Source organism: Serratia sp. DD3 (assembly GCF_000496755.2).
On sequence record NZ_AYKS02000114.1, the window covers coordinates 11441 to 27441 of the forward strand.

The 16001-nt window shown below is 49.6% G+C and carries 4 protein-coding genes and 1 pseudogene; 1 reads left to right on the plus strand and 4 read right to left on the minus strand.

The genetic code is table 11. The features are described 5' to 3' along the window. Window positions 1–44: 44 nt before the first annotated feature. The 4 genes from IO95_RS21275 to IO95_RS21290 all read right to left on the minus strand — a co-directional run bounded on the left by IO95_RS21275 (window position 45) and on the right by IO95_RS21290 (window position 15516). On the minus strand, window positions 45–10100 hold the full coding sequence (locus IO95_RS21275) for a non-ribosomal peptide synthetase (protein WP_037387142.1): 10056 nt from the start codon (window positions 10098–10100) through the stop codon (window positions 45–47). Window positions 10101–11703: 1603 nt separating this feature from the next. Continuing rightward, the gene (locus tag IO95_RS21280; protein ID WP_023492487.1) at window positions 11704–13032 is read right to left on the minus strand and encodes a 6-phospho-alpha-glucosidase; all 1329 of its coding nucleotides are present in this window, start codon (window positions 13030–13032) and stop codon (window positions 11704–11706) included. Window positions 13033–13041: 9 nt separating this feature from the next. Next, the gene (locus IO95_RS21285; RefSeq protein WP_023492486.1) at window positions 13042–14652 is read right to left on the minus strand and encodes a PTS transporter subunit EIIC; all 1611 of its coding nucleotides are present in this window, start codon (window positions 14650–14652) and stop codon (window positions 13042–13044) included. Window positions 14653–14781: 129 nt separating this feature from the next. After that, window positions 14782–15516, minus strand: coding sequence for a GntR family transcriptional regulator (locus tag IO95_RS21290; RefSeq protein ID WP_023492485.1), 735 nt, complete (start codon window positions 15514–15516; stop codon window positions 14782–14784). Window positions 15517–15735: 219 nt separating this feature from the next. Between IO95_RS21290 and IO95_RS21295 the strand changes: the two are divergent. Beyond that, window positions 15736–16001 (plus strand): annotated as a pseudogene (locus IO95_RS21295) (IS4 family transposase); the annotation flags it as partial.

Below are 16001 nucleotides of genomic sequence, written 5' to 3' on the forward strand. Positions count from 1 at the left end.
AAGTAAAAAGGCAGCGGATTTTCTCCGCTGCCCATCTGTTGCCCTTACCTTTTCTGCGGGCAGATCACCTTGATGATCTCATCACCATATTCCAGGATATCGTGGTGGTGGCAGGCCAGCGGGATCACTCGCAGATGTTCACAGACCGTTTTCAGCCCGTTGTCTGGCACGGCAATCAGCGGTTTCATCACGTCATCCGGCAAATCAGGGTTTGCTCGCATTGCTTTGAACAGCGTAACCTGAGTGGTTTGCAGTTTGTGGCTGAGTTTCGCCTGCGAAAGCCGATCCTCTACCTCTGCCACCGCCTGAGCACGTTCGGCGGTCTCTCCTGTGAGCCCCAGCGTAGCTAGTAGGGTGTCAAGTGAGGTTTTTTCCGTTGTCTGCTGATAAAAACTGTCTAACAGATAGAGTGAAATCTCCTGTATGCCGCGAGCTTCCAACTGGGCTGCAATTTCCAGTGCGATTAGCCCCCCCAGCGACCACCCCAGGATCTGTACGGGTCCGGCCAGCAAACCGTGCGTTATCATCTCCTCCAGATAACGATCCGCCAGTGTCGCCAGTGAAGAAATGGTAGGGCGGTGATAAAGATTGTAATTATCGACACCATAACCATTCATTTTGCCCTGCAAAGTCTGGGCGAAGGGATAGAAGGCTTCCGCACCGACCAACGCCGGGTGAATCATCCACAAAGCAGGCAAACCCTGGGTTATCTGAGTCAGTGGCAGCACCAGATGGTTTTCACAGGTGGCAAGCAGGTTTTTCAAAGTACGGCATTGGAACAGCCTGACAACAGGGACCGCTGTTTTCAGCAACTCGGATAATTTCATACATACCGAAATCGCCATAAGCGATGTTCCCCCTGAGCGGAAAAAATCATCCGTCATGCCGATTTGCTCACGTTTCAGTGTTTTCTGCCACAGCGCACACAGTTGTTGTTCGAGTGGATTACTCGGCGCAACATAGACATTCTGCTCGACTATTTGCGGTGCAGGCAGTGCCTTACGATCCAGCTTACCGCTAGAATTATAAGGTAGTGCCTGTAGTTGGATTAACGCCGTCGGGATCATATACAGCGGTAACCGCTGGCTGAGAAACTCCAGCAATTCAGCTTCGATCAGGGGTTCATCACACACATAGTAGAGCGCCAAACGCTCCTGTTGCTGATCTTTCCAAACGATAGCGCAGCAAGATTTGATGGTGCCGAAGGCCAGGGCGCTGCTTTCAACTTCCCCCAGTTCAACGCGATAACCATTGATCTTGACCTGAAAATCCATCCGCCCCATAAACTCGAGATTGCCGTCTGGCAGATAACGGCCTGCGTCACCGGTGCGGTAAAGCCGTTCACCCAGTTCAGGATGGTAGATAAACCGCTCCTGAGTGACCGCTTCATTGCGGAAGTAACCCCGGGCCACCCCAGCCCCCCCGATATACTGTTCACCGGGCAGGCAGGGTGGCAACACGCGCAGATGGCTGTCCAGAACATAAAACCGCTGATGCGCCATCGCTTTGCCATAAGGCACACTGGGGGTCAGGATCGGTGCATCTGGGATGTCGTAGAGGATTGACCAGATGGAACTTTCTGTGGCACCACCGGTGCTGACCACGCGGCAACCTTCACGCCACTGCCGGATACGTGCCGGTAACTGCTTGGCGATCACTTCCCCAACCAGTACCACGGTACGCAACATCGGCCAGCCTTCGCCAGCGGTTTCCCTTGACTCAAGGTACTCCACCAGCAATGTGATTACCGAAGGCGCAGAGTTCCAGAAGGTGACGCCGTGATTGACCATCAGCCGATGCCAGGCATCCGGTTGATAACGTTCTACCTCGGACGGCATCACCATGGTGCCCCCTACCGATAGAATGCCAAAAATATCGAACGCCGAGATATCAAAACTTAGCGCACTGAGGGCTAAGCCACGATCTTGCTTATCAAGGCCCAGTTGCTGAATAGTATCAACGATACTGTTTACCGCGCCGCGATGTTCAACTGCAACGCCTTTGGGGATGCCTGTCGATCCCGATGTGAAGATGACATAGGCGAGGTCATGGGGTGCGGGTAATACCGGCTCCCCAGGCTGTGGTGGTGGTAGCTCGGCCACGATGCCATGGGGGTCGATCAGCAACAGCCTGGCCTGTTCGATGTTCTGCCAAGGCTGGCTGCTGAGGATCACCGGGGTTTGTGATTGCGCGATAACCTCCAAGCGTCGGCGTTCCGGCCAGGATCCATCCAGCGGTAGATAAGCCTTGCCAGCCATGACGATCGCCAACACGGCGATAATCTGTGCCCGCCCTTTATCCACCATCACCGCAATGGTTTCGCTCTGCCCATCCGTGTACTGGCGCAGTTGCAATGACAGCGTCAATGCTTCCTGATAAAGCTCGCCATAACTCAGTTCACCCAAGCTGTCGATAATGGCCACTGCTTGCGGTTGCAGCCGTGCTTGCTGGATAAAATCATGGTGGATTGCACGCTCAAAATCATAGGCTGGTGGGCTGGTTTGCCAACTTGCACGCATTGAGGTTACCTCTGCCGGAGGAACGAGCGTCAATTGGTTAATTCGCCAGCTTCCCTGCTCGACAATCTGTTCCAGGATAGTCAGATAATACTGAGACAGGCAGGTGAGGGTTTCTGGTGTAAACAGTGCCGTGGCATAGTTGAAGACCGCTTGGGTACACCCAACGTCTTTTTGGATACTCAGCATCAGATCAAACTTGGCCGCCTGATACTGTTCTACCAGGCTTTGTGGTACTAGCCACGCGGGTAACGCCGTATTTTGCGTCGCATCTTCCAGAACAAACAGCACCTGGAACAACGGATGACGTGAGAGATCGCGTGGCACCTGGAGGTGATCAATCAACTGTTCCAGCGGTAAGCTTTGGTATTTTTGTGCCTCTAGTGACGTGTTGAAAACCTCATGGACATAGTCAGATAACGCCATGTTGTCATCAATTTGTGTACGCAACGGTAGCGTATTGACAAAAAAGCCGATAACCGCACGGGTTTCTGCCGTTGGACGGTTGGCGACTGGGGTGCCCACCAGAATATCCTGCTGACCACTGAAGGCGTTTAGCAATAGATTGAACGCCGACAGGAAAAGGGCAAACGGGGTCACCCCTTCGCGCTGTACAAAGCGTTCCGTTTGCGCGACCAAGTCATCAGGCAAGGTGACACAATGGTTGGCACCACGATGATCAAACTGCGCGGGCCGCACATAGTCGAGCGGCATTTCAAGCATTTGCCAGCCCTGAAGATGTTGTTGCCAGAAGGCTTTCAATCGGTCGGCGTTTGCCGAACTCAGATACGTCTGTTGCCAACTGGCGTAATCACCATACTGCAGGCTTGGTTCAGGCAACGCTGGGTGCAGCCCGGTTCGATAGGCTTGATATAATGCCGCCCACTCTTGCAGAAAAATAGTTTGCGACCAGCCATCGAAAGCCAGATGATGCACGACGATCAGGCAGTAATGCTGGTGGGTGTTATCCGGTTGTTTGACCTGGTAAATACGGGCTCTAATCGGAATTTCTGCTTCAAGCCTGAATGGTTGGTCGATATCCTGAAGCAACTGTTGCTGCCAAGTGTCGGCATCCAGCACCAGACGCGCAATTTCCAGTTCGCTATCCACTAACCGAGAGAGGGCGGTTAGCGCCTGTTGTTGGCAAATAACGCTACGTAATACGTGATGGCGGGCAACGATAGCCCGTAGACTCTGGCAGTATGCTATCGGGTCAAGGTCTTCATTGAGACGGAACAACATCGGCACATGGTAAAGATGACTGCCACCATTGAGGTTTTCGATAAACCAGAGCTGCATTTGCGAGGATGACAGCGGGTAAGTATCAAGCTGCAACGCGGGTATGACTAAGGGTTGCGTTTCATCATCACCGGGTTTTTTCAGGTAATTGCAGAGATTACGGATCGTCGGGTGTTGCCCCAGATCGCTGAGGGTGACATCCCGTTGCAGCCGGTGGCTGATTTGATAACATGCCTGGATCGCCAGAATCGAGTTCCCCCCGAGCGAGAAGAAGTTATCCTCCACGCTCACTCGCTGGCGTTTTAACAATTCGCACCAAATCTCGCAGCACTCACGTTCCCAGTCACTGTCAGCCACAACAAAATCGCGCTGCTCATACTGCGGCACCGGCAAGGCCTTCCTGGCAATTTTACCGTTCTCCGTCAGTGGCATACTCTCTATCTGAACAAACGCCTTGGGCATCATGTATTGTGGCAATTGACTACGCAGGTATTGGCTCAGTGCCGGGATATCTACCGGTTCATTGGCCACGATATAGGCCGCCAGATAGGGCTGTGGATGCGGGATCAGCATGACACAGCAGGCTGTCAGGATGGGATACGACAGGGCAATATTTTCAATTTCCCCTAACTCGATGCGGTAACCGTTGATTTTGACCTGTTGGTCAATCCGCCCCATAAACTCAATATTTCCGTCATGCAGAAAACGACCAGCATCGCCAGTGCGGTAAACCCGTTCTTGCAGTAACTCATGCCAGAAGAAACTGTCGGCGGTCCGCTGGTTATCACCATAATAGCCACGGGCCAAGCCAACACCGGCGATATAAATCTCCCCTTTCACGCCTTCTGGCACCGGGCGTAGCCAGGCATCCAGAATGTAGAAACGTTGATGCGGCAGTGGCTTGCCATAAGGAATACTGACCGATAACACCGGTTGGTGTGGCACTTCGTAAAGTATGGAGAAGACGGCGGCCTCGGTGGCTCCACCAACGCTACAGAACCGGCTATGGGGTGCCCATTGGCGGCAACGTTCCGGCAGTGAAGTTACAATCCAATCCCCGCCGACCATCACTGCACGTAAAGCGGGCTCCGGCCCTGAAACTCCGCCGATACTGTTAACATAATCCAACAACAGTTCCAGCAAAGCTGGGGCGCTGAGCCAAGTGGTGACGCGATGAGCAATCATCAGTTGATACCAGGCTTCCGGGTTAGTCCGATCGCTTTCGGCGGGCATAACTACGGCTCCCCCGGCAGAAAGTACGCTAAAAATGTCATGAATGGCCAGGTCAAAACTCAGCGCACTGAGTGCAATACTGCGATCGTTTTGGTCAATGGCAAAGTAGCGGTTGGTTCCTTCGATCATATTGACGACGCTGCGGTGCTCAATCGCCACTCCCTTTGGCGTCCCGGTAGAACCGGAGGTGAAAATGATATAGGCAAGGTTGTCTGGAGTGGCATCAATAGGGGGCAAAAGCCATTCAGGTTGCGGCAGGGTTGGTGCATGACCCGCACTGTTCAGCACCACTACGTTAATGTCTGGCGTTACCCAAGCTTCATTGCTCAACAGAGTATTGATGCCAGCTTGTGCCATCACGCCTAAACGCCGTTGCAGTGGCCACCCTTTATCCATCGGGAGAAAGGCTTTGCCACACATCAGTGCAGCCAACATGGCAACCGGCTGCTGACGCCCCTTATCCGCTAATATGGCGATGGCATCCCCCTGTATTTCTCCCTGTAAACGCAATTGGGTCGCCAAGGTTGATGCCGCTTGATACAACGCGCTGTAGGTCATCTCCCCGAACGTGTCGATCACGGCGACCGCTTGAGGATATTGTTGAGCATTGCGCATAAAATCATGGTGTAAAGTACGCTCGAATGAATATCCAAACCGCTGTTCGCGATGGGTGGATAGCCATTGTGGTATTTTCTCGGCTGGGAACAGGCTGAGTGTTTTCAGCGGTTCATCGCGGTATTGCACCATCTGCTGCAGGATAGAAACAAAGTAACCGGCGAGTTGACGGATTGATGATTTTTTAAATAACGCTGTTGCAAAGTTGAAACGCGCGGACATCTGATTTTCAGTTGGCGTCAGCGTTAGGGTTAAGTCGAATTTAGCCGTCTGCTCATAGCGACTTAAATCTTCCACCGAGAGCCAGGACGGGTAATCGGCGTTATTGACATAGTCCTCTAGCGCGAACATCACCTGAAACAACGGATGGCGCGAAAAGTCACGGGGCAGTGCCAGGCTATCAACCAATTGCTCCAACGATAGGCTCTGATGCTGTTGTACCTGCAACGTGTTAGTGGCGACCTGATGGATAAATGCTGAGACTGAAATCTCGTTATTCACCCGATTGCGCAATGGCAAGGTATTTACAAAAAAACCGATCAGGTCTTCCAGCTCCGGCTGGCTGCGGTTCGCCAGCGGCGTCCCCACCATGACATCATCTTGGCCGGTATACCTTGTCAAGAGCAGTGTGAATGCACTTAACATCACCCCATGCAGACTGACTCTTTCTTCACGGGCCAACTGGTTGAGTGATGCCAACAGGTCGGCTGGCAGCATGACATCACAGTTATCACCACGAGTATCAAACGCAGCAGGACGAACGTAGTCCGGTGGTATGTCCAATTGCTGACAATCCGCCAGGGTTCGGTGCCAGAATGCCAAATCTTCCGCCTTGATTTCTACCTCCCTTTGTTGATGCTGCCAGAAGGCATAATCGAGGTATTGCAGGGGAAGCGCGGCTGGTGGCGGTGCGGTGGGCTGCATGAAATGATGATAAAATATCGCCAGCTCTTTCATCAGGACATCCATTGACCAGCCATCAAAGACGATGTGGTGGAAGACTAATAGGCTTGCGGTATTCGCGTTCCCCGTTGCATCCTGATACTGATAGATGGCCGCGCGTAGCGGCAGTTCGCGCGTTAAATCGATGGGCTGCTGTAAGGCCTGTTGCAGGCAGGTGGCATAGCCTTCTGCCGTCACAACATGTACTGGTACCGCCAACACCTGATCGGTAACCACTTGGCAAGCTTCCCCCGCCTTATCCTGCTTTATCAGGCTGCGCAATACCTGATGTCGTGTCACTATCGCCTGCAGACTTTTGATAAAAGCCGCACAATCCACATCGGCAGAAAGCTGCAGCAAAACTGGCGACAGGTAATGTGTGGCCTCAGTTGACAGTTGTTGCATAAACCACAGGCGCGATTGTTGGAAAGACAAGGGGGCGGTTTGGCACCCGGTTGCCAGGATTGTCTCTTCCTGTACGGTCGGCTCTTGTTGAGCAATATAGCTGCTGAGCGTTGCTACCGTTGGATATTGATGCAGAGTGAGTGCGGAAACGTTGACCCCAAGTTGTTTATTGATTTCATGGCAAAGTTTAATCGCCAGAATAGAGTTACCCCCCAGGCGGTAAAAATGGTCGTCTATACCCGCATTGCTGTTTAACAACCGGTTAAACAGCACCAGTAATTGACTTTCTAACGGGGTGCTCGGTGTGCGGAAAGGGGTGTTCTGCTCAATAAGTGCGGGTTCGGGTAACGCACGATAATCTACCTTTCGGCTTACCGTCAGCGGGATCGCAGGAATCGCCATCATTGCGCCAGGCACCATATAATGTGGCAGTTGTTCAGCCAGTTGCTGATTGACCTCTTCCGGCGTCAGGTTGCTGCCGGGGGCTAAAACGAACCAGGCCAAAAGCTGCGGCGAAGGTTGTTTACGGGCAATGACTACCGCTTCCGCGATGCCAGGCAGATTGCGCATTACCGATTCGATTTCACCCAACTCAATGCGGTAACCGTTGATTTTCACCTGTTGGTCTTTACGGCCACAATATTCCAGACTGCCATCCGGCAAACGACGAACCCGATCGCCGGTGCGATAAAGACGGCGATAGTCCATTTCTTGGTGAAACGGATTATCAATAAATAGGCTGGCCGTCAGTTCAGGCTGGCCAAGATAGCCACGAGCCAAACCAGCACCCGCAAGGTACAGTTCACCTTCGACACCCAGTGGCAACAGGTGGAAGTTTTCATCCACCACATAGCCCCGCATATTGGTGATCATGTGACCAATATTGCGGGCGCCGTTGTTGCGATACAGATTAACACTAGCGCTGACCGATGCCTCGGTAGGACCATACATATTGGCAACCTGTAAACCACAAGCCAGATAGTGATCAAGCACATCCTGCGACGTTGCTTCACCGCCAACGCCCAGATAACGTACCGAGTCTGGAAATGTGGGTTTGGTGCTGAGCAGTGCAGGGGGAAGGAAACAGAAGTTGATCTGCCATTCGGCCATTTGCTTGGTGAGTAATGGCAGATCCAAGCGCTGAGCTTCATTGGCAATACACAGACAATGGCCATTATCAAGGGCGATAAAAACTTCAAACACATGCGCATCGAAGGCGAATGTAGCAAATTGCATACAGTTCAGTACATGATGCTGATTGGCTAATAGCCGCTGGGTATGGCCCTGGATCATATTGACGGCACCACGGTGTTCACACAGCGTCCCTTTGGGTCGCCCTGTGGTACCAGAAGTATAAATGACATAAGCCAGTTGTCGGCTATCAAGCTCAGGCAACGGTATATTGTCAATTAACGCCGTGTGTTCCTGCTGATCAATCAGCAAGCAGTGGCTGTCAGGTGCGTTTTGTAAAATGGTATCTTGCAGTTTTGCTTGCGTCAGTACCAACGGACTGTTCACATCCTGTAAAATATAGGCCAGCCGCTGCGCGGGAGCGTGAGGATCCAACGGCACATAGGCCGCCCCTGCCTTCATGATCGCTAATATACCCACCACTGCGTCAACGCTCCGTTGAAGGTAGAGCGGGATCAGCGTATCGGCGGGCATTTCCTGACCGCAAATACGCAGATATTCTGCACGTATATGCTGCGCCAAACGGGTGCTACGTTGTTCAAGCTCACGGTAACTGAGCGCTTCCTTCTCATCCTTGAGCGCCATACGCTCAGGGTAAAGGTGGCTATGTTTCTCAAACCCGCTAAGCAAGGTCGTCTGCGTGGGGGATTGAGGAGCAGCGCTATGATAGTGATCCTGCAGACGCTGCTCCTGCTGCGGAGTCAGATAGGAGAAGGTGGATATCAATCGTTCGGGTTCATTTAATACTGAACGCAACAAATTGAGATATTGCTCCGCCAGTTCGAGCATTTGGGTCTCATCGAATAGATCAGATTTGTATCTCAGCCTGAAATTAAAAGCGTTTTCGGATTGCTGATATTCGAGCAGAAGTTCAGAACCGGCCAGATCAACATTAAAACGGTGATCCACACTGATCTGGCAACCGTTAAATACCAGCGGTGAGTCTTTCAGATAGGCTTGGGTAAAATTCACATTCAGTTGCTGGATCTGGCTTTGGCTTAGTATGTCGTAAGTAGGTAATTTTGTGTGTCGCAGCTTGCCAGATGCCTTGAGCTTTTTTGTATAATCTAACGTATCCCGATACAAGCTGGCGAAAGTGGCCTGAGGCAATAATCGTAGTGGGAAAATAGCAGTGTTTACTTGCGCGCCGTAATAAAGCTCTTTTCCCCCTTCGGCAGCCACGGGATAACCAATATGTACCGTTTTCTGTTCAGATTGGCAGGCGATTAATAGTGCCCAGAGTGTTTTGAAAATCAGAAAAGGGTTCGCATACTTCACGCCGTCTTTCAGACGATGCCATTCTGAAAGTGATAAGCTAAACCTGACTCCCCCAGATGAGTCCGAACCTGAGGACTCAGTGCGAATATAAGGTAAATCAACACGGGGAGGGCAGTCTGCCAGTAACTCGCGCCAAAAAGCCAAAGAATTAAAGTCTTGTTTTAAGCTTGATACATCATGGTCATACTGTTTATAAAGTTGCTGCATCTGTGCCAGGTTAGGCGTATTGGGTAGTGCCTGCTGGCCCTGATTGTAGTAATAAGACAGAACATCATAAAATTCTTGCCCAGAAAGGCCATCGATTAGAACATGATGTAATACAACAATAAAATCATATCTCTGTGCTCCCATCTCAATTAAATAAAAACGGCAAAGCGGCCCTTCGGTGAGATCAAATGGTGTGCAGATCAGAGAGGCAAGATCGCAAGAGGAATCAAGCAATTCAAGCGTTATGCTTTTTTCTGTTTTTACCCAGTGGAGTTGCCCATCCTTTTCACTCAAAACATGGTGAAATAAGATATAATCACGTACTACACCTTGTATTGCATGACGTAGTCTATTGATATCAAAATCACCATCAATGGTTTGGATGGATACCATATTATATTCGAATGATTTCGGGTTAAGAATATATTCATTCCAGAACATCTTGGTATAGGGCGAGATGGCAATCAGCTCCATTGAGTTAATCCTCTTATATAATGATTTCTTTGTGCTTTTAAAGATAAAAGCCATTGCCTCTCAACAGTGTGTATAGGCAATTTATCTCTAAGGAATGGGCACAAATTGTTGAAATGTAGGTGTACAAAAACGAATCAGGATGTTCACATGAGTGGACGATATTTAATCACCTGCACTAATACTTAACTCGCGTTCACTTGGTTAAGCCTGGAATCTGTGTTTAATGCTTCAAGATAACCATGATAGGCAAACTATTATTGTTGGAACATTATTCACATACTGCCCAGAACAGCAGACCATCACTCTTTTCTCTCTGCTATACCCTTCAGCCCGGCACAAGTGTTGTTCAAAACGCTCAGCGTTTTGTCAGGCAACTCGAATTATTTTGGCTATAAGCCTATATGAGGTCTGCGCATTCTTGTTTGCCTAGTAGTGTAATCATAAGATTATAAAATGCAAATCATTATTCGTTCGTGTAATGCATTACCGTAATCGTTTGATTTTATTTATAAAAATAAAGAGTTAGGTACCTTGTTTTGTAATTTAAAGTTAATTATTAAATCTATCTTCATTTTATTGTGTCCTATTAGGTGAAAAAGCGAGATACAAGGTCCAGGCATGCCCTTTTTTGGTGATTTGGGCCAGTTATTTATTCTTATTTAAATAAAAAGGGAACATTTCATCTGCCATTAGTCTGATTGTGGTTAAATGAGATTTAATTTTTATTTAAGTTAATTTAAGATTTAATATTCTGTTTTTTGTTTCAGTGATTAATTCCATGGGCTTTTCTTTTTTTTATTCGTTTTTTGTATTGGATTATTCGTGGGCTGTAGTTAGTGGGGCAAGAACAGTTAGTGGGTCAAGAACAGTTAGCGGGTCAAGAACAGTTAGCGGGTCAAGATCAAGTTGAGTAAGATGGTGGCGTTTAAGAAATATTTTTGAGAGCAACACAACCTCTGCCTGAGAGGGAGGTGTTTGCTTTAGGGATACTCTTGACGAGCGTGTAGGACACTCAGAATTTCGATGCAATCAAGCACTCTGCAGATAACCAGATAATTAGGATGGACAATGACCTCTCGTGTGCCAAGGACACGCCGCGTCCGGTGCATATATAGGGTTCACGGCGTGTCGGCGTTCTGCATCATGTCCACCAGCCTGAAGCCTGACGTGAAGCGGTATTAAGCGCAGTTATTTATCCTCATCTGAATACTGCGAGTATATGCCAGTCGTGTGCAGTGCGGTGCTAAAACGATCAAAAGGGGTTCGGCGGCCAGATTCTGGCGTACAACCGACTCTGTCGTATTAAGATATCGTCAGGTAACATGCTATTTTTTTAGAATATTAAAGGGACATTATTCTAATAAGACAAGCCTTTAGTCGCTGCATGACCCCCAAAAATCTGGCACAACGTTTTTACCGGATATGTCCCTCCTGTTGAAGCAGAGCAAGCGTATCATGCTTCCCTGATGGATAAAAATCAGGCAGCCTGAGTTCCTGGACTAAAAACTCTCCAAGAAACCCAGGGCGGCTCAGTATTGCCCCAGTTAGCAGCAAGCACCCTGGGTCAGTTCTAGGATGTGTAGATACCTGTACCTTCAAGCATTTAGATCAATGGAGGCCAGTAGTCCTTATTAGCTTCAATCAGTGCATCAAGCACCAGACGTGCTTTCTTTGCATCCACAATGGTGCGGTTTAGCGTCAGCGCCTGCAAGGCCTTGGTATAAGAGCCTTCAAACCAGGCTTCTACCGTTAAGCGCTCATAGGCAAATTGCTGCTCAATCAGTCCTTTATAGAAGGTTGGGATTTTGCCCACACCGAAGGCTCTTGGCCCGTTGCTGCCAATTTCGGCAGTGACCTCGACCATCACATCGTCATCCAGATTTTCCACTAGACCATTATTAGGCACCATGACGATAAACTTCTTCTTCAGATTAAACGCGATAGCCTCTGCCAGTTCGACAATCATGTCGCCATGCGCATCGTTATGCACCACATGCACGTTCTTCGTGGTGCCCTCTTGCGCAGCGATACGACATTCGTCAAAGACCCGCTTCTCACGCCCATCGATCACCTCATTGGCTCGCGTGTAATTGGCATCCAGCTTCGACAGTTTGTATTCCGGGTAGAGATAATATTGCAGATAGGTATTGGGCAAGTAATCCGGGAAGTCACGCAGCATATCGGCAACCGCTGCGTAGGTTTCCAGCCAGGATTGATCGCGTTGCTCGGCATCCACTGGCTTGAAGCCATTCTCGGCAATAAATGATTTCAGCTCTGGGGCCAGATCGTGCCCGTTTTCATCATACAGATGCTTAAACCAGCCAAAGTGGTTCAGCCCAAAATAGACCGGATCAAAGGTTGCCGGATCGCGATTTAACAAACGCCCATAAGAGCGCAGTAAATTCACTGGCTGATCGCAGATATTCAGGATCCGCTTGTCGTCCGGGAATTTTTTGTTCAGGGCATCGGCCACGATAGCCGCCGGGTTGGTGTAATTCAGTATCCATGCCTGGGGTGAACGCGCCCGGACATTGTCCACCAGCTCAATCATGTCACGGATAGAGCGCATGCCATAAGCAAACCCACCGGCACCACAGGTTTCTTGGCCAATAACACCCAGTTCTAACGGGATCTTTTCATCCTTTTCACGCATGGCATATCCGCCAGTACGCATCTGGCAGAAGATAAAATCCATATCCGTAAAAGCAACGTCTTTATCATGGGTATAACTAAACTCCAGTTCAGGATACTCCTCGCTGAACAGGACTTTGGCATATTCACCGATCACGGCCTGGCGTTCGCGATTAATATCAAACATCACCAGTTTTTTTAGCGGCAGACGTGCTTTGAGTTTACATAATGCTTTTAATAAACCCGGCGTCCAGGTAGAACCGCCACCCACTAATACGATATTAAAAGATGTTTTCATCATGAGTTTCTCTTATTGCGTCTGTTGAACCAGTAAATTTTGTTTGACCGCTCCGGCGATGCTTTCCACCTGCGGGCCATAAATCACCTGTAAGTCATTCTCAGTGGCACGGATGATCCCACTAGCGCCGCTTTGTTTAAGGATGAGCTCATTAATCTTTTGTATGTCTTTGATCTTCACCCGTAAGCGAGTAAAGCAGCAGTCAACCTGTTGGATATTCTCTTTACCACCCAGACCGGCAATAATCTGTGCCGATTGACCTTCATCCTGGTTAGTGCCCATATTGGAAAGCGCGATGGCGGTTTCTTCATCTTCTCGCCCTGGGGTTTTGACGTTCAGGCGTAAAATGATCCACCGGAAGGAAAAATAATAAACAGGTGCCCAGATAGCACCCATTATTAAACTGACCCACCAATGTGTTTTCCCACCACCGAGCACGCCGAAGACGATAAAGTCGATAAAGCCCCCCTGAATGTTGCCAATCATCACCTGGAAAATTTGAGCAACGGCAAACGACAGTCCGGTCATAATGGCATGGAATAAAAACAGCACAGGCGAGACAAAGATAAAGCTGAACTCCAGCGGTTCCGTAATGCCGGTGGTAAAAGAAGCCAGTGCACCCGCCATCATTAACGCTTTGACGCGCTGCTTATGCTCAGGCTTGGCGCAATGCCAGATAGCCAATGCAGCAGCGGGAAGGCCAAACATCATGACCGGGATTTTTCCCTGGGCCAGGAAGCGCGTTGCCTCACGCACAATATCGTCGGCAAGTTCACCGGGATGGGCCAGGGCAAAGTTGAAGATGGATAATGCCCCAATCACGCTTTCATTATTAATATGAACGATGCCGCCAACCGGGGTAAAACGTACAGTTTCGTTGAGAATATGGTGTAGTCCGGTGGGAATAAGCACACGTTCGGTAAAGGCATAGACAAATGTGCCCCATGCCCCTGATTCGCCGATGAATTTACCAAGGTGAATAATTCCATTGGCGATAACTGGCCAGATTAATGACACCAGCACACCGGTAATAGGTAACACAATGACGGTGATAATCGGAACAAAACGGCGGCCACCAAAATAGGCGATGGCCGCCGGGAGTTTGATGGTATAAAAACGATTATGTAGCATGACCGTTATCAGGCCCGCAATGACCCCACCAAGCACGCTCATTTGGTAAGTAAAAATCCCCAGCGTGTGGGTAAACTCGGCGGAGTACATCACCGCATCCGTTTGGCTATAACCCTCCGCGACCAATGCCGCTACCTTGATAGTGTCTGGCGTCAACCCTTGCGACAGTAAACTGAAATTTACCCCGACATGAAAGGTGATAAAACCAATCACTGCCGCCAAGGCTGCCGTGGGTTTCTCATCACGGGCAAGACCAATGGCCGCAGCAATGGCAAACAACAGCGGCAGGTTGGCAAATAGCGAACCGGACACTTTGCGTATAAACCCAATACACCGTTGCATGGTTTCTGCATGCATGATGTTTTCACCGACAATGGCCGGATTCTGTAACGCGGCAGCAAGCCCGAGGAATATCCCTGCTGCGGCAATCACGGAAATTGGCATCATCAATGCCTTACCTAAATCTTGTAGAAACTCACCGGTACGACTCATGGTTTATCCCTCCAGCAAGGGTCTGAAGCTGTTTTAATTGTGCATAAGTATAATCACATTAAATGTATAGTTGTCTAGCCCACTAGAGGGAAAGCGAGAGTGTGATCACAAATAAACCAGGGTGACTGTTTAGGCGCGGGATGCCGTCAGGGTAAAACGGTAATGCTGTTGATTGTAGTAAATATCAGAAAACTCGAATATCTTACCCCCGCTTAGCGTGGCAAGGGAGGTGGCGTGCAATACCGGTTCGTCGCGTTTTAATCCCAGCATATCACGCACCTCATGTGAGGGAAGCTCCGCCCTGATCTCTTTTTCTGAATTCTCAACGCTGAAGCCTTTACGGCTGATATAGGCATATTTCGACTTGTTCAAGTCATTTTCTTGTAGATCGGCGAATAATTCGGTGATCATCCACGATTGTTCAAAGACAAAGGGTACATCGCCCACCAGACGCAGACGTTTCATAAACCATACGTTGCTGCCGGGCACTATGCGCAGTTTCTCGGCGATATCGGCGCTGGCCTGTTGTTGAAGCAGGCAAATAAGACGGTTGCTGACTGGAACATTCAACCCGCAGGTGACTTCACTGGAGGAAAGGTGACGGTCGAGAGGCAATGACACCAGGACGTCTTTTTTCGCCTGGATCACGAAGGTACCTTGCCCACGCCTGCGTTCTACTTTCCCTTGGCGTACAAGGTAATCCACCGCTTTACGTGCCGTCATACGGGAGATGGTGAATTGCTGGCAAAGTTCGTGTTCTGAAGGCAACGCATCCCCTGGGCGCAGGGTGCCAGCGGCAATCAGCCCATTAAGGTATTGTTCAAGTTGTAAATAAACCGGAACGGTAGAATATCGGTCAATCATCAGCAGCCCCTCATTTCCTAGGGTATGGTAGCAGCCTGCCGCAAAGTAACAACAATTAGTCTTGTTTAGACAAAGCCCTACCCTCACGGCCAGGACTTTATCATCATGCAAATAACTATCTTTGGACCCTTAGCCATCCCCTCATATGAGCAAGGCATGGCAAGGCTTCTGAGGTATGATCTCCGTTCTTGACCAGCTAATAGCGAGCAGACAGCCTCCATGCTTAACCACGAAATAATTCTTAACCACATTGATGACATATTCGGACAGGACATGCATGCCAAGCGTGTCTTGTCGCTCGCCAATGCAACCCACGGGGTTATTGAGTCGGGGTCATTGGCCATCCATGCCATTGGCAATGGCCTCTCTTTGGCCAGCGGCCTTGAGCGAAAGCACGCCGTCAAGCAGGTGGATAGACTGCTCACCAACACAAAGCTCAATGTCTGGAGCTTGTTTGATGATTGGGTTCCCTATGTGGTCGCCGA

Bases quoted from the DNA above. Each gene is read 5' to 3' on its own strand.
- IO95_RS21275 (WP_037387142.1), bottom strand. From the start codon at position 10,100: ATGGAGCTGATTGCCATCTCGCCCTATACCAAGATGTTCTGGAATGAA.
- IO95_RS21280 (WP_023492487.1), bottom strand. From the start codon at position 13,032: ATGATGAAAACATCTTTTAATATCGTATTAGTGGGTGGCGGTTCTACC.
- IO95_RS21285 (WP_023492486.1), bottom strand. From the start codon at position 14,652: ATGAGTCGTACCGGTGAGTTTCTACAAGATTTAGGTAAGGCATTGATG.
- IO95_RS21290 (WP_023492485.1), bottom strand. From the start codon at position 15,516: ATGATTGACCGATATTCTACCGTTCCGGTTTATTTACAACTTGAACAA.